This is a genomic window from Dokdonella fugitiva (assembly GCF_004342425.1).
Taxonomy (GTDB): domain Bacteria; phylum Pseudomonadota; class Gammaproteobacteria; order Xanthomonadales; family Rhodanobacteraceae; genus Dokdonella_A; species Dokdonella_A fugitiva.
On sequence record NZ_SLWQ01000004.1, the window covers coordinates 1 to 20,009 of the forward strand.

19 protein-coding genes and 4 pseudogenes are annotated in these 20,009 nt (G+C 64.7%); 8 read left to right on the plus strand and 15 right to left on the minus strand.

The window, feature by feature from the left end; all coding sequences use genetic code 11:
- The 3 genes and pseudogenes from EV148_RS19095 to EV148_RS08755 form a co-directional block, all read right to left on the minus strand.
- A pseudogene (locus EV148_RS19095) lies at positions 1-104 on the minus strand (DUF1153 domain-containing protein); the annotation flags it as partial.
- Positions 105-910: 806 nt separating this feature from the next.
- Positions 911-1,933: a restriction endonuclease gene (locus tag EV148_RS18665; RefSeq protein WP_131996701.1), complete on the minus strand. Its 1,023-nt coding sequence runs from the start codon at positions 1,931-1,933 to the stop codon at positions 911-913.
- 104 nt (positions 1,934-2,037) lie between these two features.
- A complete protein-coding gene (locus EV148_RS08755; protein WP_158287400.1) occupies positions 2,038-3,036 on the minus strand; it encodes an FkbM family methyltransferase in 999 nt (332 codons plus the stop codon).
- A 140-nt stretch (positions 3,037-3,176) separates the two neighbouring features.
- Here EV148_RS08755 and EV148_RS18895 point away from each other — a divergent pair, with 140 nt between their 5' ends.
- Positions 3,177-4,442, plus strand: coding sequence for a CPBP family glutamic-type intramembrane protease (locus EV148_RS18895; protein WP_131996708.1), 1,266 nt, complete (start codon positions 3,177-3,179; stop codon positions 4,440-4,442).
- Between the two features lie 45 nt (positions 4,443-4,487).
- Here EV148_RS18895 and EV148_RS08765 read toward each other — a convergent pair whose 3' ends face one another.
- Complete coding sequence (locus EV148_RS08765) at positions 4,488-5,084, minus strand: uracil-DNA glycosylase family protein (protein WP_131996711.1); 597 nt, start codon at positions 5,082-5,084, stop codon at positions 4,488-4,490.
- 122 nt (positions 5,085-5,206) lie between these two features.
- On the opposite strand from EV148_RS08765, the gene EV148_RS08770 reads away from it, so the two are divergent.
- Together EV148_RS08770 and EV148_RS08775 are read left to right on the plus strand one after the other, a co-directional pair.
- Positions 5,207-5,419 (plus strand): hypervirulence associated TUDOR domain-containing protein, encoded by a 213-nt coding sequence (locus EV148_RS08770; protein ID WP_131996714.1) that lies wholly within the window; start codon positions 5,207-5,209, stop codon positions 5,417-5,419.
- A gap of 9 nt (positions 5,420-5,428) precedes the next feature.
- Entirely contained in the window at positions 5,429-5,962 is a 534-nt protein-coding gene (locus tag EV148_RS08775) for a DUF488 domain-containing protein (protein ID WP_131996717.1), read from the plus strand.
- Positions 5,963-5,967: 5 nt separating this feature from the next.
- On the opposite strand, the gene tadA is transcribed toward EV148_RS08775, so the two are convergent.
- From tadA to EV148_RS08790, 3 genes are read right to left on the minus strand one after another with little or no spacing between them, the layout of a single operon-like run.
- On the minus strand, positions 5,968-6,459 hold the full coding sequence (tadA, locus tag EV148_RS08780) for a tRNA adenosine(34) deaminase TadA (protein ID WP_131996720.1): 492 nt from the start codon (positions 6,457-6,459) through the stop codon (positions 5,968-5,970).
- Positions 6,460-6,479: 20 nt separating this feature from the next.
- Positions 6,480-6,686 (minus strand): hypothetical protein, encoded by a 207-nt coding sequence (locus EV148_RS08785; protein WP_131996723.1) that lies wholly within the window; start codon positions 6,684-6,686, stop codon positions 6,480-6,482.
- Positions 6,683-7,558, minus strand: a complete 876-nt coding sequence (locus EV148_RS08790) for an NmrA family NAD(P)-binding protein (protein WP_131996726.1) — start codon at positions 7,556-7,558, stop codon at positions 6,683-6,685. Before EV148_RS08790 ends, EV148_RS08785 begins: the two co-directional genes overlap by 4 nt.
- A 170-nt stretch (positions 7,559-7,728) precedes the next feature.
- Here EV148_RS08790 and EV148_RS08795 point away from each other — a divergent pair.
- A pseudogene (locus EV148_RS08795) lies at positions 7,729-8,289 on the plus strand (LysR family transcriptional regulator); the annotation flags it as partial.
- A 26-nt stretch (positions 8,290-8,315) separates the two neighbouring features.
- Here the strand turns inward: EV148_RS08795 and EV148_RS08800 are convergent.
- The 4 genes and pseudogenes from EV148_RS08800 to EV148_RS08815 form a co-directional block, all read right to left on the minus strand.
- Positions 8,316-8,605 (minus strand): annotated as a pseudogene (locus EV148_RS08800) (transposase); the annotation flags it as partial.
- Between the two features lie 206 nt (positions 8,606-8,811).
- Positions 8,812-9,063, minus strand: a pseudogene (locus EV148_RS08805) (type IIL restriction-modification enzyme MmeI); the annotation flags it as partial.
- Positions 9,060-9,560: a GNAT family N-acetyltransferase gene (locus tag EV148_RS08810; RefSeq protein ID WP_241988032.1), complete on the minus strand. Its 501-nt coding sequence runs from the start codon at positions 9,558-9,560 to the stop codon at positions 9,060-9,062. The gene EV148_RS08810 and the pseudogene EV148_RS08805, both read right to left, overlap by 4 nt.
- A 3-nt stretch (positions 9,561-9,563) precedes the next feature.
- Positions 9,564-9,833, minus strand: a complete 270-nt coding sequence (locus EV148_RS08815; protein WP_131996729.1) for a type II toxin-antitoxin system TacA family antitoxin — start codon at positions 9,831-9,833, stop codon at positions 9,564-9,566.
- 588 nt (positions 9,834-10,421) lie between these two features.
- Here EV148_RS08815 and EV148_RS08820 point away from each other — a divergent pair.
- From EV148_RS08820 to EV148_RS08835, 4 genes are read left to right on the plus strand one after another with little or no spacing between them, the layout of a single operon-like run.
- Complete coding sequence (locus tag EV148_RS08820) at positions 10,422-11,018, plus strand: DUF6088 family protein (protein ID WP_131996732.1); 597 nt, start codon at positions 10,422-10,424, stop codon at positions 11,016-11,018.
- Complete coding sequence (locus tag EV148_RS08825; RefSeq protein WP_131996735.1) at positions 11,011-12,033, plus strand: nucleotidyl transferase AbiEii/AbiGii toxin family protein; 1,023 nt, start codon at positions 11,011-11,013, stop codon at positions 12,031-12,033. Before EV148_RS08820 ends, EV148_RS08825 begins: the two co-directional genes overlap by 8 nt.
- A gap of 36 nt (positions 12,034-12,069) precedes the next feature.
- Positions 12,070-13,905, plus strand: a complete 1,836-nt coding sequence (locus tag EV148_RS08830) for an ATP-dependent nuclease (RefSeq protein ID WP_131996738.1) — start codon at positions 12,070-12,072, stop codon at positions 13,903-13,905.
- A 3-nt stretch (positions 13,906-13,908) separates the two neighbouring features.
- Positions 13,909-15,642 (plus strand): UvrD-helicase domain-containing protein, encoded by a 1,734-nt coding sequence (locus EV148_RS08835; protein ID WP_131996741.1) that lies wholly within the window; start codon positions 13,909-13,911, stop codon positions 15,640-15,642.
- Between the two features lie 27 nt (positions 15,643-15,669).
- Here EV148_RS08835 and EV148_RS08840 read toward each other — a convergent pair whose 3' ends face one another.
- The 4 genes from EV148_RS08840 to guaB all read right to left on the minus strand — a co-directional run bounded on the left by EV148_RS08840 (position 15,670) and on the right by guaB (position 19,833).
- Positions 15,670-15,855, minus strand: a complete 186-nt coding sequence (locus EV148_RS08840) for a DUF2274 domain-containing protein (RefSeq protein WP_131997450.1) — start codon at positions 15,853-15,855, stop codon at positions 15,670-15,672.
- A 337-nt stretch (positions 15,856-16,192) separates the two neighbouring features.
- Positions 16,193-17,758: a glutamine-hydrolyzing GMP synthase gene (gene guaA, locus EV148_RS08845; protein ID WP_131996744.1), complete on the minus strand. Its 1,566-nt coding sequence runs from the start codon at positions 17,756-17,758 to the stop codon at positions 16,193-16,195.
- 3 nt (positions 17,759-17,761) lie between these two features.
- Positions 17,762-18,373, minus strand: coding sequence for a hypothetical protein (locus tag EV148_RS08850; protein WP_131996747.1), 612 nt, complete (start codon positions 18,371-18,373; stop codon positions 17,762-17,764).
- Between the two features lie 2 nt (positions 18,374-18,375).
- Positions 18,376-19,833 carry an IMP dehydrogenase gene (gene guaB, locus EV148_RS08855; protein ID WP_131996750.1) on the minus strand — a complete coding sequence of 486 codons (1,458 nt, stop codon included), beginning with the start codon at positions 19,831-19,833 and terminating at the stop codon, positions 18,376-18,378.
- Positions 19,834-20,009: the final 176 nt, after the last annotated feature.

A 20,009-nucleotide genomic window follows, 5' to 3' on the forward strand; every position in this document is an offset into this window, starting at 1 on the left:
CTCGCCTCCGCCACCGTCGTCTTGCCCTGGATGATCTCCAGCACCAGCGCCGACTTCCGACGCGCTGTCCAACGCTTGATCTCTTCTTCCATCACTGCACTCATGGTGTCTCCTCGGTCAAAGGTTACACCTGAGCAGGAATTCACTGGGTCATTACATCAAAGGCTTGCGCAACGACCTGCGCGCGAGTGAGCGCCAACGCGGTGCGCGCGACGCCGAAGTGGTGCGCCTTCAGCGCGACCTTGCGCGCGCGCAAGCGTCCTTAACCGCCAAGCCACGCGCTCCGTCGGCAACGCCACGGCGTCCGCGCGGGAAAGCCAGCGCTACATGACCCTAGAGGCCGCCCGGAAACCGGCAGGTACGGGGATCGGAAATCTCCTGCAGAGGCAGCCTAGAGCGCGGCCGAATGATCGGTGAGGGGCAGCGTCCTCGGCGGTTCTGCCAGACCGTCTTTCGACGCTGAACTGGCAGAGCTGTGACGCTGCCCAAGCATTTTAGACCCCCCCCGCGGACGGCCAGCGAGATAGCCGGTATCCGGCGTACCAGTTCACAACGCGAGGGCGCCTTGTTGGCAGAATCCATCACCAATGGGGCGTCTTTTCGGCGCTGCTGCGAATATGAGTGGCTTGTCGGCGGCTACGGGTCGCTTTGTTGGCTTTTGCCGGGGCAACTTGTTGGCGCTGAACACTGATTTCGCGTCCGGCGGACATCGCCGGCCTGATCGTCAGGGCGACCGCCGTGTAGCCCAGAGTCGCCAGGTTCGAGCATCGCCGCCGGGCTCGCCTTTAGGTGCGCAATGCCTATTATGTAAAATACATCCTGTCCCGCGATATGCGCGACGGCGCGCTCTTCAGCAACGGTCATCTCCACTTGACCCGGTCCGAGCGCCACCGTTCCATAGAACCGGTGGTCACCATGCCCCGGAGATACCGAGCGGTCGAGCTACAGGGAGTCGCCCGGCGTGCCGTACCACGGCCGTGGCGATCCTCTCCGGCCCCCATATCTCCGCGTCCGCCGGCGCTCTCGCATCAACCGGGTCCAGCGACGCGATGATGAGTTCAGGGCGCCTGACGGCAGCCTCTGCTCTCGGGTCATCCAGCCACCCTGGCCATCGCAACTTGCACTGCAAAATGACTGCGGGGGTACCGTCTGCTCGAAAGCCAATTCCATCAGCACCGCCGTCGCCGGTCCCGCCGACGTGCAGCCACATCAGGTCCGGTCGCTCCAGCCGTAGCACATCCACGACGAGATGCTCGAACGATGCCGGCGACAGGAGATCGACCAGTCGCCGAGCGATCTCGTCGGAATCTTCAGTCGGTTCGTACGTGGCGATACCTGAAGGCGCTGCAAAAAGCCGCTCCAGTACATCGTAGGCGCGATGGTGCCCGTCCCTATCCTTGATGATGCCGACAGTGTTGCGCTGGAGCGCCCGCTGGCCGATCCATCGCGGGATCCAAACGAAAGGGACTTCGACCCATTCGGTGGTACTCCACCCTTGGACCATATCGGCCAAGTGCCATTCCGGTTCCTCGACGGGCAGTCCCTGCTCACGTCGGAGCTGGAGATATTCCTCCCCGATCTCTCCAGGCGCAAACAGCGTAAAAGGACTCGCGATCTTGGCCAGCCAACAAACGCCGGATCCGAGTTGCGGAACCACGGCGATGGACCCGATGCCGACTTGGCGGACAATGTTCTGCTGAAGCGTAATCGAGCTCCTGTAGCCGCGACCTCGGCAATCCTCACTCAAGCGTTCGGAAGGGATATGGCTGGCCAGGCCCAGAGAATGCATGCGCTGCTCGATCGGCAACGCGGGATCCACGCCTTCGATGAACGGCGGGTAGCCCAGGAAAATCCGTCGATGCTTTCGAAGCAGTGCCGTGGTGTCGGCGTCCTGTGGCCGGCACTTCACGTAGATCGCGGTCTTGCTTTCCATTGCTTCCGCTGAGGATTGCACGAGTAGATACCTGCAGTTTCGGGATCGATGCCCGGTGCTAGTTGCAAATGATTTCCGCAGGCCGCGTGCGACGCGAAAGCACGCTATTCCTGAGCCTGCTCCGTCACCGATGACAGGGACGTGGCGTCAGGGCGCGACCCCTCCAGGGCTTTGAGGCGCTCGTACACGTCGCGCCGGACGAAGGCGCGCTTGAGGTTCGGCGTGGAATGGACAAGGACATACCCGGCGGCCCGGAGTCGATCGCAGCACCGCTTGATGCGGAAATGGTGGAACTTGTCCTTCGGGTGGTAGACCTCGTCGAATTCGATCAGGATCGCCTTGATGTCGAGACGGTCCTCGATGATGGTGTCGACGACTTCGTATTCGGCGCCTTCGATCTCCAGCTTCAGGAGGTCGATGGACGCGTGGCCGAATTGCGCCATCAGATTGGCGAGCCGGTCCACCGGCGCTTCGACCACCGTCTTCGCATCCGTAAACAGGCATGCCGAGTACGAAGCGTAGTCGTTGATTTGCGGATCGAAGAATCGGAGCGTGGTTTTGCTGCTCCACACGCCTACCGGCACGTACGTGATCTGGGCCAGCTGGTCGGCACCGATGCGATAGGTGTACGGCGTGTGTTTCGGGTTCGCGACGAAGGTTTTTCCGCTCTCGACATGTTCCTTGAGCTGCGTGAAATGCTGTATGCCATAGGGCGTGGGATCGAAGATGAAGACGTGGCAGTCGTAGATCAGCTTGAGCTCGGTGTCGAAGGAAACGTCTTCACCGGCACCCACGCAGTAGCACACGGAATTGCGATCGAGCAGTTGCGCCGGGACGTGGTAGCTGTGCCGGCGCCAGCCGATCGAGCGCATGTCCCGCAGAGGCTTGACGCCGGATTGTGCATGGATGCCAAGCATCTTCTTGAGCGGCACCGATATCCACGGATGCATCGATTGATCCCCCAGGCATGTCCACGAGAAGCGGTCCCCGCAGCCGCGGGTGCGATGTAATGTCAGCCTACTTTGGAACGTGCGGATTCGCAGCCGCGCCGAGCGAACCCTCGCGCGCGACGGCAAGAAGACGCGCAGGTCGTTCCATTCCATGCCATGCCTCGTCTGCATGAGCGTCCATGCAATTATGCATGAGCTTCATTCGAGCCTGGTGATTCCGACATGCGCATCGGTCGGTTAGCGTGCCGGTGCACGCGCGCCCTGCCCGCGCTGCCGATGACCTGGGGGAAGCCATGTCGAACAAGCGCGTCCTGCTGTCGTCCGCCGTCGATCTCGCGCTCGCGCTCGGCATCATCGCACTCGCATTCGGCGTGATCCGCTTCGCGCTGGTTCCTGCCGTGATCGAAGGCCTCGGCTTGGCCGGCGATTCGATCGCCGCGGCATCCCTGCGCCGCGGCGGCGCGGCGCTCGGCATCCTGCTCGCGTACGGTGCCTTCGTGAGATTTCGCGAGCGGCGCGCTGCGACCGAGCTGTACCCTCGTCCACGCGCGATCGTCGGCGGCATCATCACGGGCGCCCTGATGATCGCGCCCACGATGCTCGTGCTGTTCGCGATCGGCGCATACCAGACGACGTGGCGTGGATGGCAGGCCGCTCTGGCGGGCGATGCCGTCGTCATCCTCGTCGCGGCGATGCTCGAAGAGGTCGTGTTCCGTGGCGTGCTGTTCCGCCAGCTCGAACGCGCGCTGGGCACGACGGCTGCGATCGTCTGCACGGCGCTCGTGTTCGCGGCCGTGCACCTGCCGAACCTCGGCGACGGAAGCGACATGCGGGCGTTCGCGACCACCTTCGTGTCCGTCGCCGTCATCGGCGGCTTCTGGACGGTGCTGTTCGCTCGCACACGCAACCTTTGGTTCGTCACGCTCCATCACGCAGCATGGAATTTCACGATCGTGCTCAGCGGCGCGCCGCTGTCCGGGCTCGGCGAATGGCTCGCCGCGGCGCCGCTGGTCACCGTCGACCGTGGGCCGATCTGGCTCACGGGCGGTGCGTTCGGGCCGGAGAACTCGGTGCTGACGATCCTCATCGTCGCCGCAGTCGTCTTCACGCTCGCTCGGCGGAAGCTCACGGGCAGCGCCGTCGAGGGGCGACCGGCTGCAGCCCCGGACTCGTCCCGGACGAACCCTGCGGGCGTCGTCGCGCTGCGCGAATCCGCTTCGCGTCTCACCGAACGCTGGTCGCCGCGCGTGGTCGCCGCGCTCGACGACTACTACGTCAAGGTGTGCAAGGTGCATGGCACGTTCGGTTGGCACAGCCACGACACGGATGAGCTGTTCGTCGTGCTCGAAGGACGGCTCGCGATCGCGATGCAGGACGCACGGGCCGACCTCGGCACGGGCGATTGCTTCGTCGTGCCTCGCGGCGTGCTGCACAACCCCACGGCGGACGAGGAATGCCTGCTCATGCTGATCGAGCATGCCGCAACCTTGCACGCGGGAAGCGGCCACGCCGTCGCGGTACCGACGCGCACGATCGCGGAGCAGCTGCGCCCGCTTTGATGCGCTGCCCCCGCAGGGCTCGCACGCGTCGTCGGTGTGACTGCGTCATCGCCTCGCCGCGGCGACACGCGCACGCAGCTCCGGCAGCACATCCAGGTCGAACCACGGATTGTGCCTGAGCCATCCCTGGTTGCGCGGCGACGGATGCGGCAGCGGCAGCACGGCCGGGCCGTAGTCACGCCAGGCTCGCACGGTGTCGGTGAGCGAGGGCTTGCGCGCGGCGCCGAGGAAACGCTGCTGCGCATACTGGCCTATCAGCAAGGTGAGGCGGATCGCCGGCAGCTGCGCGAGCAGGCGGTCGAGCCAGAGCGGCGCGCACTCGGGTCGCGGCGGGTTGTCGCCGCCCTTCCCGCGCCCCGGATAGCAGAAGCCCATCGGGACGATCGCGAACGTGGTCACGTCATAGAAGACGTGGGAATCGACGTCGAGCCATTCGCGCAGGCGCTTGCCGCTCGCATCGTCCCACGGGATCCCGCTCGCATGCACGCGCGCGCCGGGCGCCTGGCCGACGATGAGGATGCGTGCGTCGGCGTGGGCCTGCAGCACCGGACGCGGCCCGAACGGCAGCTGCGCCACGCAGGCGCGGCACGCGCGGATCTCGGCGAGCAGCGGGCCGAGTGATTCGCGGTCGCGCGCCTTCATCCGATCCCTGCTGCCGCAACGGCAGTCGCGCGCGCATCGCGACGAAACGAATCGTTCACGCGGCCGGCGCTATGGTGGCCCTGGATGCGGCGCGTGGCGACCGCGCCGCGAGGAGGCGCGCGATGAAGAAGACATTCAAGGTCGGCGACCACGTCCGCTGGAATTCCGAAGCCGGGCACGTGACCGGCACGATCATCGCCGTGCACACGCGCGACTTCGACTACAAGGGCCATCGCCACCACGCGAGCGAGGACGAGCCGCAGTACGAGATCAGGAGCGACCGCACGGACCACGTCGCCGCGCACAAGGGGCGCGTGCTCGAATACGTGCGCTGAGGCCGCGGCATGAAGCTCCCCTACTTCACGATCGGCCATTCCGACCGCAGCCTGCCGGGGTTCGTCGACCTGCTGGCCGCTTCGCAGGTCGCCTGCCTTGCCGACGTGCGCAAGCTGCCGCGGTCGCGGTCGAACCCGCAGTTCAACGAGGACACCTTGCCGTCGGCGCTCGCCGCTGCCGGCATCGCCTACGAGCACCTCGCCGCGCTTGGTGGATTGCGGGGCAAGCATGCCGACGTGCCGCCGGCGCTCAATGCATACTGGACCAATCGCAGCTTCCACAACTATGCCGATCATGCGTTGTCGACGGAGTTCCGCGCGGCGCTGGAACACCTGCTCGCGAAGGGGCGCATGGGCCGCTGCGCGATCATGTGTTCGGAGGCGGTGTGGTGGCGCTGCCACCGGCGCATCATCACGGACTACCTGATCGCCGCCGGGGAGACGGTGGAACACATCATGGGCCACGGTCGCATCGAGCGCGCGCAACTCACGCCGGGAGCCGAAGTGCGCGCCGACGGCACGGTCGTCTATCCGGCACGCTAGCGCGCTCAACGCCGCGAGCGGAAGAAGCGCGTGAGCATGGCCGACGCCTCCTCCGCGAGCACGCCGCCGATGACGGCGGTGCGATGGTTGTGGCGATCGCTGACGAGCGTGTCGAACACGCTGCCCGCGGCGCCCGTCTTCGGATCGGTCGCGCCGTATACGACGCGACCGACGCGCGCATGGATGATCGCACCCGCGCACATCACGCACGGCTCGAGCGTGACGTACAGCGTCGAGCCCGGGAAACGGTAGTTGCGCAGGCGCCGACCGGCATCACGCAGCGCCTGCACTTCCGCATGCGCGGTCGGGTCGTCGAGCGTGATGTTGCGGTTCCAGCCTTCACCGACGACCTCGCCTCCGAGCACGAGCACGGCGCCGACCGGCACCTCGTCGTCGTGCTCCTCGGCGTGGCGCGCCAGTTCGAGCGCACGCCGCATCCATGCGGCATCGGAGGCGTCCGCTTCGGTTTTCGTGCCGGGATCGCGCCCGGATGCCATGGCTTGGTCCATTTCCTCTTTCACGAAAAACCGTCACCCGTGTTCGACATCTCGACCAGGCCGGCCCGCGACGCAGCGTGCGTCGCCCGCGGCCGGTACCGCACGCCCGTCGTTGGGCGCGTGCCTGCACGGGCCATGATTGGAATGCGCAGAGATGCGCAATTATGCCGCACAACGGGCGAGTCGCTCGCCGCGACACCCGAGGCCTGATCGGCGATCCGGTTCACGCTGGCTTATCCTTTCGCGCGACGAGACTCGCGACGGCCTCGTCGATCCCGACGCGGCCCTTGCGTACGTGTGCTCCCCGGTCGCGGAAGTCGATCCAGCCTTCGTTGAAACCGTCCAGCATCTGCATGCGCGGCACGGGATTGTTCATGCCGTGGGCCCGGAAGGTCGCCTCCCAGGTGTCGCGCGCGACAACCTCGGCCTTCACCTCGCGTCCGAGTGCCTTGCCGAATGCAGCGGCGATGCGGTTCGGCGACACGCGTTCCTCGGCTTGCAGTTCGACCACGCGCTTGTCATTCCAGTCCTCCAGCAGCAGTTCGGCCGCCGTGCGGCCGACATCGGCCGTCGCGATCATCGCAATGGGCCTGTCGAGCGGCTGCAGGCAGGAGCGGATGACACCTTCGTCGCGCGCAGAGGCGATATCCCACTCGGCATTCTCCATGAACCAGGCCGCGCGCAGGAACGTGAGAGGCATCGGCAGGCTGGCCAGCGCTTCCTCGAGAAAGCGAAGGCCGTTGAGCAGATTCGGCTGCATCGCATCGGCGCCGACCGTCGAAAGGACGACCGCCTTCGGCGGAGCCGCCTTTTCCAGGGCTTCGCGAATGACCGCGATCATCGCGCGCGTTTCGGGGAAGCCGGGGCTCGGATCGAACAGCGGCGGCAACAGGATGAAAGCGCCCTCGACTCCGGTCAGGGCCTTGGTGAGCGGCCCCGCGTCTTCCATGTCCGCGATGACGACATCGCAGCCCCGGGCAGCCCAGGGCGCGCCCTTTTTTTCGTCGCGGACTACAGCGCGGACGCCCTGCCCCGTCGACAGCAGCGTCTCGGCGAGTGCGCCGCCGACGCGGCCGGTGATTGCGGTGATCGCGAACATGTTCGTCCTTCTGGTTGGAAGCGGGTGGAGGCAGGCGCGCTGCCGATCCAACCCATCTTTCCAGACGCGATTTCGCGACTCCAGCGCCGATATGTCACTATTGAATGGACTTGAAGTAATGAATATCCATGGCATACGACGGGCGGCTGCTCGCGGGCGTGACGGTGCTGATGGCCGTGGTCGAAGCGGGATCGATGACACGCGCCGCCGAAGGCCTCGGGCTGACGCCGTCGGGCGTCGGTCGCGCGATCCAGCGCCTCGAATCCCGCATCGGCGTGCGGCTGCTCGACCGGACGACGCGGACGATGCACCTCACCGACGAAGGCCGCCGCTTCTACGAACGACTGGGTCCACTGCTCGACGGCATCGAGGAGGCGGCGCAGGAAGCGAGCGGCTCGGCGGCGATCGTACGCGGCCGGCTACGCGTCAATGTCGATCCGTTCTTCTCGCAGGTGGTACTCGCCGAGAATGCCGCGCATTTCCTCGAACGCCACCCGCACGTGCGGCTCGAACTCATCATGCGCGATTCGGTCGGCGATCTCGTCGCGGACGGGTTCGACCTCGCGCTGCACTTCGGCGATCCACCGAACGGCTCGTTCGTCGCGCGCAAGCTGTTCGAGACGCGCGTGCTCACCGCCGCGTCGCCGGACTATCTCGATGCTCATGGGCGCCCCGCGCATCCGGGCGAACTCGCCGACCATGCAACGATCGACTTCTGGGACGCCGCGCATGCGCGCGCCTACGACTGGGTGTTCCAGCTCATGCCGGCCACCGCCAGCGCCCGACGTTCGCTCAGGCCCCCCATCGTCATTGTCCGCACCAGCTCTCTACGCGCCGGTGCGCTCACCACTTTTTTCGCAGCGCTTCCTTGATCACTTCGTTCTCGAGCACCTGTTCGGCCAGCAGCTTCTTCAGGCGACCGTTCTCCGTCTCCAGCTCCTTCAGCCGCTTCGCCTCCGGCACGCTCAGGCCGCCGAACTTGCTCCGCCACAGGTAGTACGACGCCTCGCTGAAGCCGTGCTTGCGGCACAGGTCCTTCACCGCCATGCCGGCCTCTGCCTCACGCAGGAAGCCGATGATCTGCTCTTCGCTGAATCGCTTCTTCACGTCCAATCTCCTCTTCGGGGGGGATTGGACTCCAGATCGGCGTGCTACTCAAAATCGGGGGGACGTCGCTCCCCCCAGCCGATCAGTCAAGAACTTCCGGCCGGCTCCAGCAAGCTGGGACGCGCCACGATAGCCTTGAACAGATTGGCGGTGGCCGGACTGGCCTTCAGCGCAGCCAGCGACTGCGTTACCTGTCCAGCAACGCAGGTCAGGATGTGGATGTTGTTGGTCTGGGGTACGCCGCCGACATCGGACTTGTTGGTTGCTCCCGTGCGCAGGCGCTTGAGCGTCGTCTCCCTGTTGCCGAACGCTTCCAGAAAGGCATACGGGAACTCGCTCCGGTCGAACGGCTTCTCGGCAAGTTCGGAGATGGCTTGTTCGATCTCTACGGCATTCATGGTTTGGAGAACTCGACAACAGGGAGATACAGCGTGAGGCCAGCTTCGGCAGTGCGACGGAAGCCGAAGGCTTCATAGAACGCTGCGGCGCGTTCATCTTTGGCGTCGACGACGATCACCCGCACGCCAAGACTCTGGCGTACCGCGAGCGCCTGGTTGACCGCGTGGCCGACCAGCATCGCGCCGCAGCCCTTGCCCTGCTGGCCTGCGGCGACGGCAAGGCGCCCCACCCGCACGGCGGGCACCGGGTAGGCCGGCAGTCGTCGGCGGTCGGCCTCGTTCAGTTCCTGCAGGTGCAGCTGCGCCGCGGCCAGTGAGCAGTAACCGAGGATGCGCAAAGGTGCGGCATCGTCCACCAGCACATGCGTCGTGGCGATTCCATCCCGATGATGCTGGGTGGCAAAGCGGCGCAGGTAGTCGTCCAGCGGCACAACGCCGCAGGTGAAGCCATCCCGGTCATGAAGCCTGCCGTCCAGGACGGCAAAGGCCAGCGCCACCGCTCAGCGCCGGCTCGCGCGGGTGGCTTGGTCCATCGCCCGCTGCAGGCGGGCATTGGGCTGGAACGGTGCATCAAGTGTGGCCAAGAAGCGGCGGGATTCCTCAGCCGAAAGCGTGACTGCCGTGTTCGCAGCAATCGCGGCATCAGCCTCGCGTAGGGCGACTTCCCGTACGAACGTGGAGACGGTGACCCCACGGAGGGCAGCAGCCTTGGCGATGCGTTCCTTGTCGTGGTCGACCAGACGGAGGTCTAAGCGGGCAGCGGTGGACATGGCGGCGCCCTCAGAAGAGTGTACGGAACAATACCGTACAACCTTTTCTGGAGGATTTCCATGGCTCACGTCTTCAGTGTGAATCGGAGCTCACTCCCACTCGATCATCAACGAGTCACGCAAGTCCGCGTGATTAAAGGGATTGGCTTTGATCGACATGGGCCTCTACCGTCGCTTTTACCGTCAGAAAAACACTTCTTTTGCTGGCGCGGGTTTACGCGGCATCGGCTCATCATCAATCAGCGTCAATCATACCGAACAGGCGACCGCACTTCACCCCTCACGTTGAGTGCCAACCCGATGTGCTCCATGCTCGGCAGCCACACTGGATGTTCGGTCGGACAGCCATTTTTGCTGTTCAGCGAATCTTGCTCGCCCCCCGCAACCGCCCCCTGCGCAAGCCATCGGCGACTTGGAATTGTTGGTCCAGTCGTAGTCAGACTACGACAACGACAACCTATCCAAACGACTCGGGCGCAACCCACGACGCTCGTTCGGCACTGCGGCAGAAAAGAACACCGTCCACCTTCTTGCCGCTGCCAAGATGTCAGAAACTAGTGTATCATTTCTCTGTTCGAGAGGTGCCCCATGAACACGCTGCCCGAGACCATCCTGCAACAAGCACGATCTCTCCCCGAGGGAGGCGTGCTGTCGCCCAAGGAGTTCCTGCACCTGGGAAGCCGGTCGGCGGTGGATCAAGCGTTCTCGCGGCTCGCCAAGACCGGCAAGCTGCTACGCGTAGCGCGTGGCGCCTATGCCGCCCCGGTTTCCAGCCGATTCGGCTCGCGCGCTCCCGCGCCCGAGAAGGTCGTCAAGGCGCTGGGCGAACAAAGCGGCGAAGTCGTCGTACCGCACGGCGCCAGCGCGGCCAATGCCCTGGGCCTGACGCAGCAAGTGCCCATCCGCGAGGTCTATCTGACCTCCGGCCGCACCCGGAAGCTGAAGCTCGGGCGCTCGGAAGTGCTGGTCAAGCACGCACCGCGCTGGATGCTGGCACTGGGCACGCGGCCGGCCGGCGCAGCCGTGCGCGCACTGGCCTGGATTGGACCCACGCACGCCGGCAAGTCGCTGGCGTCGCTGCGCCGTACCCTTCCCCGCTCCGAATGGCAGGCGCTGGCCTCGGCGCGTGCGACGCTGCCCGGCTGGATGGCACGAGCCATCGGCGAGGAAGCCGCGCGTGGCTGAGTATTTCTTCGACCTGAGCAAGAAGGATCAACGCGAGGCGCTGGAATACGGGCGGGCCGAAACCGGCCGCCCGGTCCACTTGCTCGAAAAGGACGTATGGGTGGTGTGGACGCTGCGCGCCCTGTTCGAGGCGCCGCTCGCGGCCGACCTGACCTTCAAGGGTGGCACCTCGCTGTCGAAGGTCTACAAGGTCATCGACCGCTTTTCCGAAGACATCGACCTGACCTACGACATCCGCAAGCTGATCCCGGACCTGATCGGCGAAGGCGGCGAGCTGCCGGCCAGCCGAAGCCAGGCCGGCAAGTGGACTCAAGCCGTGCGGCATCGGCTGCCGGACTGGATCACGCTGAACGTGCAGCCGGCGCTGCAAGCTGCGCTGACGCGCGAGCGCCTGGCTGCTCGGCTCGAACTTGGCGGGCAAGAGAACGACAAGCTGTTCCTGCACTACCCTGCCCTGACGCAAGGAACGGGCTACGTGGCGCCTGTCGTCACGCTGGAGTTCGGTGCGCGCGCCACCGGCGAGCCGCATCAGGTATTCCAAGTGACTTGCGACATCGCCGCGCACCTGGCCGACGTGTCATTTCCCACCGCCTCGCCATTGGTCATGAGCGTCGCGCGCACCTTTTGGGAGAAGGCCACGGCTGCGCACGTGTTCTGCGCGCAAGGCCGCATCCGCAGCGAACGCTATGCCCGGCATTGGCACGACTTGGCCGCGATCGCGCGGAGCCCTCATTTCGCCACCGTCATCGCCGATCGCACAGTGGCAACGGCCGTCGCTCGCCACAAGTCCTACTTCTTCATCGAGAAGGACGCCGACGGCCAGGTGATCGACTACATGCCCGCGACCGCGGGGCATCTGAAAATCGTCCCCGAAGGCGAAGCGAGGACGGCACTCGCCAAGGACTATGCAGCCATGCTGGCGGACGAAGTGATGGTAGGCAATGCCGTATCGTTCGACGAGCTATTGGAAGCATGCGCCGACCTCGAAGCCAAGGCGAACAGGCCTGCCGCGTAGCGACAACAAGATCAACAAGGACTACTTGGGGGAGCCATGCGTGTTTCACGATTGCAGATAGAGAACTTCCGCGGCATCAAGAAGACGGAACTTCACTTCTCTGGGCATACGCTCCTGATCGGCGGCAACAACGTCGGAAAGAGCACGATCTGCGAAGCACTCGATCTCGTGCTTGGGCCGGATCGCCTGAATCGAACACCCCCGGTTGAAGAGTTCGATTTCCGCAATGCCGGCTATCTGAACGAAGATGGCGAAACCCCCGTTCCTATCCGCATCGAAGCCGTCCTCGTCGATCTGACCGACGACATCAAGAAGCTCTGCGCCGCCAATTTGGAGTTCTGGCACAAAGCTGACAAGCGGGTTCTCGGCGAAGGCGAGATTGGCAACGCCGACGATCCCAACGTGGAACTCTGCCTTCGCCTGATTACCGTCGCCCAGTACGACATCGAAGAAGACCAGTTCTTCGCCAAGACGATCTATGGCCGAAGCGATGACGATGACGCCGCCGATCCCAGGTCGATACCCACCAAGGTCAAGCGAGCGATAGGCTTCCTCTACCTGCGCACCATTCGCACCGGCTCGCGTGCATTGAGCCTGGAGCGCGGCACGCTGCTCGACAACATCCTGCGAATGAAAGAAGCCCGAAAGGGGATGTGGGAAAGCATCCGCCGGCGGCTGTCTGCCCTCGATCCACCGATAGACGCCGACGCCACCGAACTGGGGCCGATCCTGGATGAAATCGAAGCACGGCTGTCGGAATACATCGCGCCCGGCGGCGAGGGCCGCTCGACCCGTCTGTTCGTCTCCCAACTCACGCGTGAGCACTTGCGAAAGACCATCGCCTTCTTCCTGACGATGGGCCGCGGTGAGGAAGCCGTTCCGTTCCAGCAGGCGGGCAGCGGAACGCTGAACACGCTTCTGCTGGCATTACTGACTTTCATCGCTGACCTCAAAAAAGACAACGTCATCTTTGCGATGGAAGAACCCGAGATCGCCCTTCCACCGCACACTCAGCGGCGGATTGCGAACTACCTTCTGGAAGAAACCTCGCAATGCTTCGTCACATCGCACTCTCCCTACGTCATCGAACGCTTCGAGCCGGACGGGATACTGAAGCTCAACCGCGACGAGCAAGGCACACTGACCGGCACGGCGATCAAGCTACCCGCCGGCATGAAGGCTAAGAACTACCGACAGAACTTCCGCCGGGCCATCGCGGAAGCCATGCTCGGCCAAGGCGTGATCGTCGGCGAGGGCATCACTGAACAGGATGCCTTGCTGGTGGCCGCACAGAAAATGGAGGACAACGATCCTGCCTTGTTTCCCTTGGACGTGGCCGGTCTGTGCGTCATCAACGCTGACGGTGATGGGAACCTGGAGAAGCTGGGCGCCTTCTTCAAGGAGATCGGCACGCCAGCCTTTGCCTTCTTCGATCGCAAGAAGCGCACGGATGCGGAAGTCACTGCCCTTCAAGGCAGCTACGTGGTAGCCAAGGAAATCCAGCAAAAAGGCGCCGAGGTGCTGATGGCCGAGGAAGCGCCCCTGGATCGTCAGTGGCAATACTTGGAAGCCCTACGCGCCGAGGACACTGATGGCCGGTTCGGGATTCCGGCCGCCCGCCCCGCTGACGACGAACTACGCAAGCTGACCACCTCCACGCTTAAGGGCCTGAAGGGCGAAGGCGGCGCGGCAAAGCTGCTGCAACTCTGCGCCGTAGCCGAGTTGCCCAAGACCATCACCGACTTCCTCGCCGACATCTATCAACGCTACCCGAAGCCAAGGCGCAAGGAAGTGCCTGCCCCGCAAGCCGACGCCAACGCGGAAGCGGCAGGCAACAACCAAGCCGCGGCCGAAGACCCCGAGGAACTCTAGATCGTGGCCCTGGTCATCTGCGCGCAGCGACAAAGCATCCTCGACGAGGACGGTGCCATCCTCGTTACGGGTGGCCCAGGCAGCGGCAAGACGACCATCGCTTTAGCCAAGGCCAGACTTGTCATAGAACGGGGCCTGTCACTTGGTCAATCTGTCCTGTTTCTCAGCTTCTCGCGTGCTGCCGTAGCGCGCGTCGCCGAAGCGAGCAAGACACAGTTGCCGGCTGCCCTGCAAGGAAAGCTCTCAATCCAGACGTTCCACTCGTTCTTTTGGCGCATCTTGCAGGCTTACGGATATCTGTTGGGCGCACCAAGATCCCTGCGGTTGCTGATGCCTCACGATGAGGCAGCGATGCGGCACGAGTTCGAGAACAACGGCGGCAATTGGAATGTCGAGCGCGAGCTCCTGTTCCGTGAGGCCGGCAGGGTCGCGTTCGACCTGTTCGCCCCGAAAGCTCATGAACTACTGTCTCGAAGCGCGCGCCTGCGAGAACTCTTCTCGTCGTGCTATCCGCTGATCGTTGTGGACGAGGCCCAAGATACCGCAGAAGACCAGTGGCAATGCGTCCGTCTGTTATCCGCTGGCACGCAGATGATGTGCCTCGCCGACCTGGACCAGCAGATTTACGACTTCCGGCCGGGCGTCAGTTCCGACCGGGTAACGCACATCATGGCCGCCCTGCAACCGTTGCGTGTGGATCTGGCAGGCGAGAATCACAGAAGCCCCGATTCGGAAATCGTCGCCTTCGGCAACGACGTGCTACTGAACACACCGCGAGGGGCAGCCTACCGAGGCGTGTCGCGCATGAACTATCGCGCCAATCGAGAGTACCGTGACCGTGCGATCCGCCAGGCAATCGGAATCGCCATCCAGCGCGCCAAGGAAGCGGCTCAGGGCGACATCGAGAGCCTAGCCGTCCTGGCAACATGGGGGCGTGGTGTCAACGTCATTTCCCGCGCGCTGACCGGCGATGGCACGAACCTGATCCCGCATCGGGTGATGATCGACGAAGCGTCGGTGCTTCTTTCCAGCCGCATGGTGGCGTTCATGCTGGAGCCGCGCAGGCCAGCAGCGGAAGAGCTGTTGGACCTGGCCGATGGACTTGATCTTGCTGCGACAGTTTTTCGCGCGCGCGGCGGGAACACCAACCTTGGTACCGCACAGCGGTTGGCAACAAGCGCGATACAAGGCCGCGGCGGAACTTCCCCTCGCGCCAACGGAGTGGCATCCAAACTTTTGGATGCACTGCGCACACTGCGCACCCACGAGTTCACGGGAGACCCGAAGCGGGATTGGCTGGACGCGCGCAGCATCCTCCGCAACGCGGGTGCCAACCCGTTTCAATCCATAGCCGAGGATGCCGAACAGCTTGTCGCCTTTCAGCGCGGTCGCCGCATTTCCGCGGCACTGACCGAACTCTGGCAAACGCAGGGAGCATATCGAAATGCTCGCAGCGCGCTCGATGCGGCCATTGCCGAAGACCAGCTCCTGTCTGGCGGAAACGACCTAAGAGGCATCCACGTCATGACCATCCACAAGTCGAAGGGCAAGGAGTTCGACGCGGCGATCCTCTTCGACGACCCGAACAGCAGCCCTCTGCTTTTCACACAAGAAGCTCCGCCGCACCCACGCTGCCGGAAGTTGACGCGGGTTGGCATCACCCGCGCTCGGCATCATGTGCTGATGCTCTGCGACATGTTCACTCCAACCGCCCTACTTCAAGGTCATCGGCTTTAGGAACGTCTTTCGGCCGCAGCAACGCGACTACTTCTGCTCCGACGACTTCCGGCGAAAGCCCCGGTCCCTCGCCATGAATGCTTCCAGCATGTGCGGAATCAGCGTCGTCGCATCGACCGCTTCGCCGTAGGTCTGCGCGTGCATGGCCGCGTAGCGGTCGAGGTCGGCCTTGAGCGTGGTCGAAGCCTTATAAATCTTGGACTTAGGCTTCATATTTCGTAGTGCAGCGTCAGTAAGCATCGAGGTTTCCTCCGGCTTGTGACGGCTTTACCGTCAGGTTTTACCGTCAAGGACCTGGAGACCTGCTGATGCCCGGAAAGCCGCATAAAACAAGCATTCCCGAGAAGGCTTTTACCGTCAAAGACGGTAAAAGTCTGAATAGTGAACGAGAGCGTCTTAATCCGGCCTCGATTTTTACCGTCAGCTCTACCGCCAACTTTTTCTGCTGGCCGGCGATAGCCACCGATAGCTGCTGTGACGTATTTCTTTCTAAATCAATACTTTACGTCAGTTTTTCGATAGCTGGCGATAGTCCTCGAAGGACGTAAATTCACTCCCACTCGATCGTCGCCGGCGGCTTGCCGCTGATGTCGTAGACGACGCGGGAGACGTGCGGGATCTCGTTGATGATGCGGTTGGAGACCGTGCCGAGGAAGTCGTACGGCAGGTGGGCCCAGTGCGCGGTCATGAAGTCGATCGTCTCGACCGCGCGCAGCGCGATCACCCATTCGTAGGCGCGTGCGTCGCCGACGACGCCGACGGACTTCACGGGCAGGAACACCGCGAAGGCCTGGCTCGTGCGGTCGTAGAGGTCGGCTTTGCGCAGTTCCTCGATGAAGATCGCGTCGGCGCGCGCGAGTATTTCGGCGTATTCGCGCTTCACTTCGCCGAGGATGCGTACGCCGAGGCCGGGGCCCGGGAACGGGTGGCGGTAGACCATCTCGCGCGGCAGGCCGAGCTCGACGCCGATGCGGCGCACCTCGTCCTTGAACAGCTCGCGCAGCGGTTCGACGAGCTTGAGCTTCATCTGCTCGGGCAGGCCGCCGACGTTGTGGTGCGACTTGATCACGTGTGCCTTGCCGGTCTTGCTGCCGGCCGACTCGATCACGTCGGGATAGATCGTGCCCTGCGCGAGCCACTTCACGCCTTCGAGCTTGTGCGCTTCCTCGTCGAACACCTCGACGAACAGCCGCCCGATGATCTTGCGCTTGGTTTCCGGGTCCTCGACGCCGGCGAGCGCGCCGTAGAAACGATCGGCCGCGTTGACGCGGATCACGTGCACGCCCATGTGCTCGGCCATCGTCGCCATGACCTGGTCGCCTTCCTGCCAGCGCAGGAGGCCCGTGTCGACGAACACGCAGGTGAGGCGATCGCCGATCGCGCGATGCAGCAGCGCGGCGACGACCGAGGAATCGACGCCGCCGGAGAGGCCGAGCAGCACGCGGTCGTCGCCGACCTGCGCGCGCACGCGCGCGACCTGGTCCTCGATGATGTTGGCTGCGGTCCAGAGCGTCTCGCAGCCGCAGATCTCGGTGACGAAGCGCTTGAGCAGCGTATTGCCCTGCTTCGTGTGCGTGACTTCGGGATGGAACTGCACGCCGTACCAGCGCTTCTCCTCGTGTGCCATCGCGGCGACCGGGATGCGATCGGTCTTCGCGGTCACGACGAAGCCGGGCGGCGCCGCGGCGACGTGATCGCCGTGGCTCATCCAGACGTCGAGCACCGGTGCCGGCCCATGGTCGCTGAGGCCGGCGAGCAGCGTGTCCTTCGCGACGACCTCGACGCGCGCATGGCCGAACTCGCGTGCATCGGCCGCTTCGGTCGCGCCGCCGAGCTGGGCGGCCATCGTCTGCATGCCGTAGCAGATGCCGAGGATCGGCAGGTTGCTGTCGAACGCTTCCTGCGGCGCGCGTGGCGCGCCGGCGAGCGTGGTCGACTCCGGCCCGCCGGAGAAGATGATGCCTTTCGCGCCCCATGCAGCGATCTCGGCGGGGTCGTGGTCCCAGGCCCAGATCTCGCAGTAGACGCCGAGTTCGCGGATGCGGCGCGCGATGAGCTGCGTGTACTGCGCGCCGAAATCGAGGATGAGGATGCGGTCCTGGTGGATGCGGTCCAAGGATCAGAACTCCAAGGTGGCGGCGAGACGCTGGCGCATCTCGATGTATTCGGAACTGTGGTCGCCCTGCTCGTCGAGCGCGTCCTGCAGCACGAGCAGCCAGGCGTGGTCGTCCTTGCCGAGCGCGAACACTTCGTGGCTGATCGTGTTCGCGGCGACGCGCACCTTCGACGTGACGCCGGTCAGCGTGCCGGCGCGTTCGGTGCGCAGCACCGCCTTCGCGCGTTCGGCGGGCTTGGTCGAGCCGAGCGATTTCTCGAAACCGTCCGCGACGTCGTCGGCCGTGCGTGCGTGGCCGCGCGGCTGCTCGAACACCATGATTACCGCGTCGTTGCCGTCCAGCGTCCAGCTGCGCGGCGGCGACGGGTCGCTCTCCCACGGGAAATGCCGCGGGTAGTCGAACTGCAGCGAGCCCTGTGCGAAGTGCCGCCACGGCAGCTCGTCGATGCGCAGCTTCTTCTTCGTGCCACCGATGTCGACCTCGAGCGAAGCGCCCGCGGTCGTCACGTACTGCCGGCCGTCGAGTTCGACGCGCAGCTGCGTCGGCGGTTCGTCGCTGGCCGCACTGCAGGTCGTTGCGAGCAGCGCGGCGAGGAGCATCGGCGTCGTGCGCACGGTCAATCCAGGCGGTAGTTGGGAGCTTCCTTGGTGATCGTCACGTCGTGCACGTGCGACTCGCGCACGCCGGCGGTCGTGATGCGCACGAACTGCGGGCGCGTTCGCATCTCCTCGATCGTCGCGCAGCCGACGTAGCCCATCGACGCGCGCAGGCCGCCGGACAGCTGGTGCACGATGTTGCGCAGCGGGCCGCGGTACGGCACGCGGCCCTCGATGCCTTCGGGCACGAGCTTGTCGGCGTCGGCTTCGTCCTGGAAGTAACGATCCTTCGAACCCTTCTCCATCGCGCCGAGCGAACCCATGCCGCGATAACTCTTGTACGAACGACCCTGGTAGAGCTCGACCTCGCCGGGCGCTTCCTCGGTGCCGGCGAACATGCCGCCGATCATCACGCAGTCCGCGCCGGCGGCGATCGCCTTGGCGATGTCGCCCGAATAGCGGATGCCGCCGTCGGCGATGAGGCCGACGTCGCTGCCTTCGAGCGCCTTGGCGACCATCGCGACCGCGGAGATCTGCGGCACGCCGACACCCGCGACGATGCGCGTGGTGCAGATCGAGCCGGGACCGACGCCGACCTTGACCGCATCGACGCCCGCGTCGACGAGCGCGCGCGCGGCATCGGCGGTGACGATGTTGCCGGCGATCAGCGAGACATCCGGGAACTGCCTGCGCACCCAGCGCACGCGTTCGATCACGCCCTGCGAATGGCCATGCGCGGTATCGACGATGATCGCATCGACGCCCGCTTCGACCAGCGCGGCGACGCGCTGCTCGGTGTCGCCGGCGGTACCGACCGCGGCGCCCACGCGCAGGCGCTCGTGCGCGTCCTTGCACGCGTTCGGATTGTCGCGCGCCTTCTGGATGTCCTTCACCGTGATGAGGCCGCGCAGGCGGAACGCATCATCGACGACGAGGACTTTCTCGATGCGGTGCTTGTGCAGCAGCGCGAGCACTTCGTCGTCCTCGGCGCCTTCCTTGACGGTGACGAGGCGCTCCTTGCGCGTCATGACGTTCTTGACCGGATCGTCGGGCTTCTTCTCGAAGCGCAGGTCGCGGTTGGTGACGATGCCGACGAGCTGTTCGCCCTCGACCACGGGCACGCCCGAGATGTTGTGGCGACGGGTCAGCTGCATGACCTCGCGGATCGAAGTGAGCGGTTCGACCGTGATCGGGTCGCGGATCACGCCCGCCTCGAACTTCTTGACCAGGCGCACTTCGGCCGCCTGGCGTTCGATCGTCATGTTCTTGTGGATGATGCCCATGCCGCCGCATTGCGCCATCGTGATCGCGAGGCGTGCCTCGGTCACGGTGTCCATCGCCGCCGAAATGATCGGCAGGTTCAGGCGGATCCTGCGGGTGAGCCGGGTGGAGAGGTCGACGTCGCGCGGAAGGACGGCCGAATGGGCCGGAACGAGCAGGACGTCGTCGAAGGTGAGAGCGTCGGTGAGTATGCGCATGCCCTATTTTACAGAGGTCGCGGCGTCCTCGCTACCCACTCTTCACAGCCGGATCGTGGGAGCCGGTGAATGCATGGGCTGGCTGGACGCACGCATGCAACCCGTTCGCGCCGGGCGCAGCCCGTGAAGCGGGCGGAGTCGAGCGACGTTCGTGCGGGGACGCCACTCGCGCGACG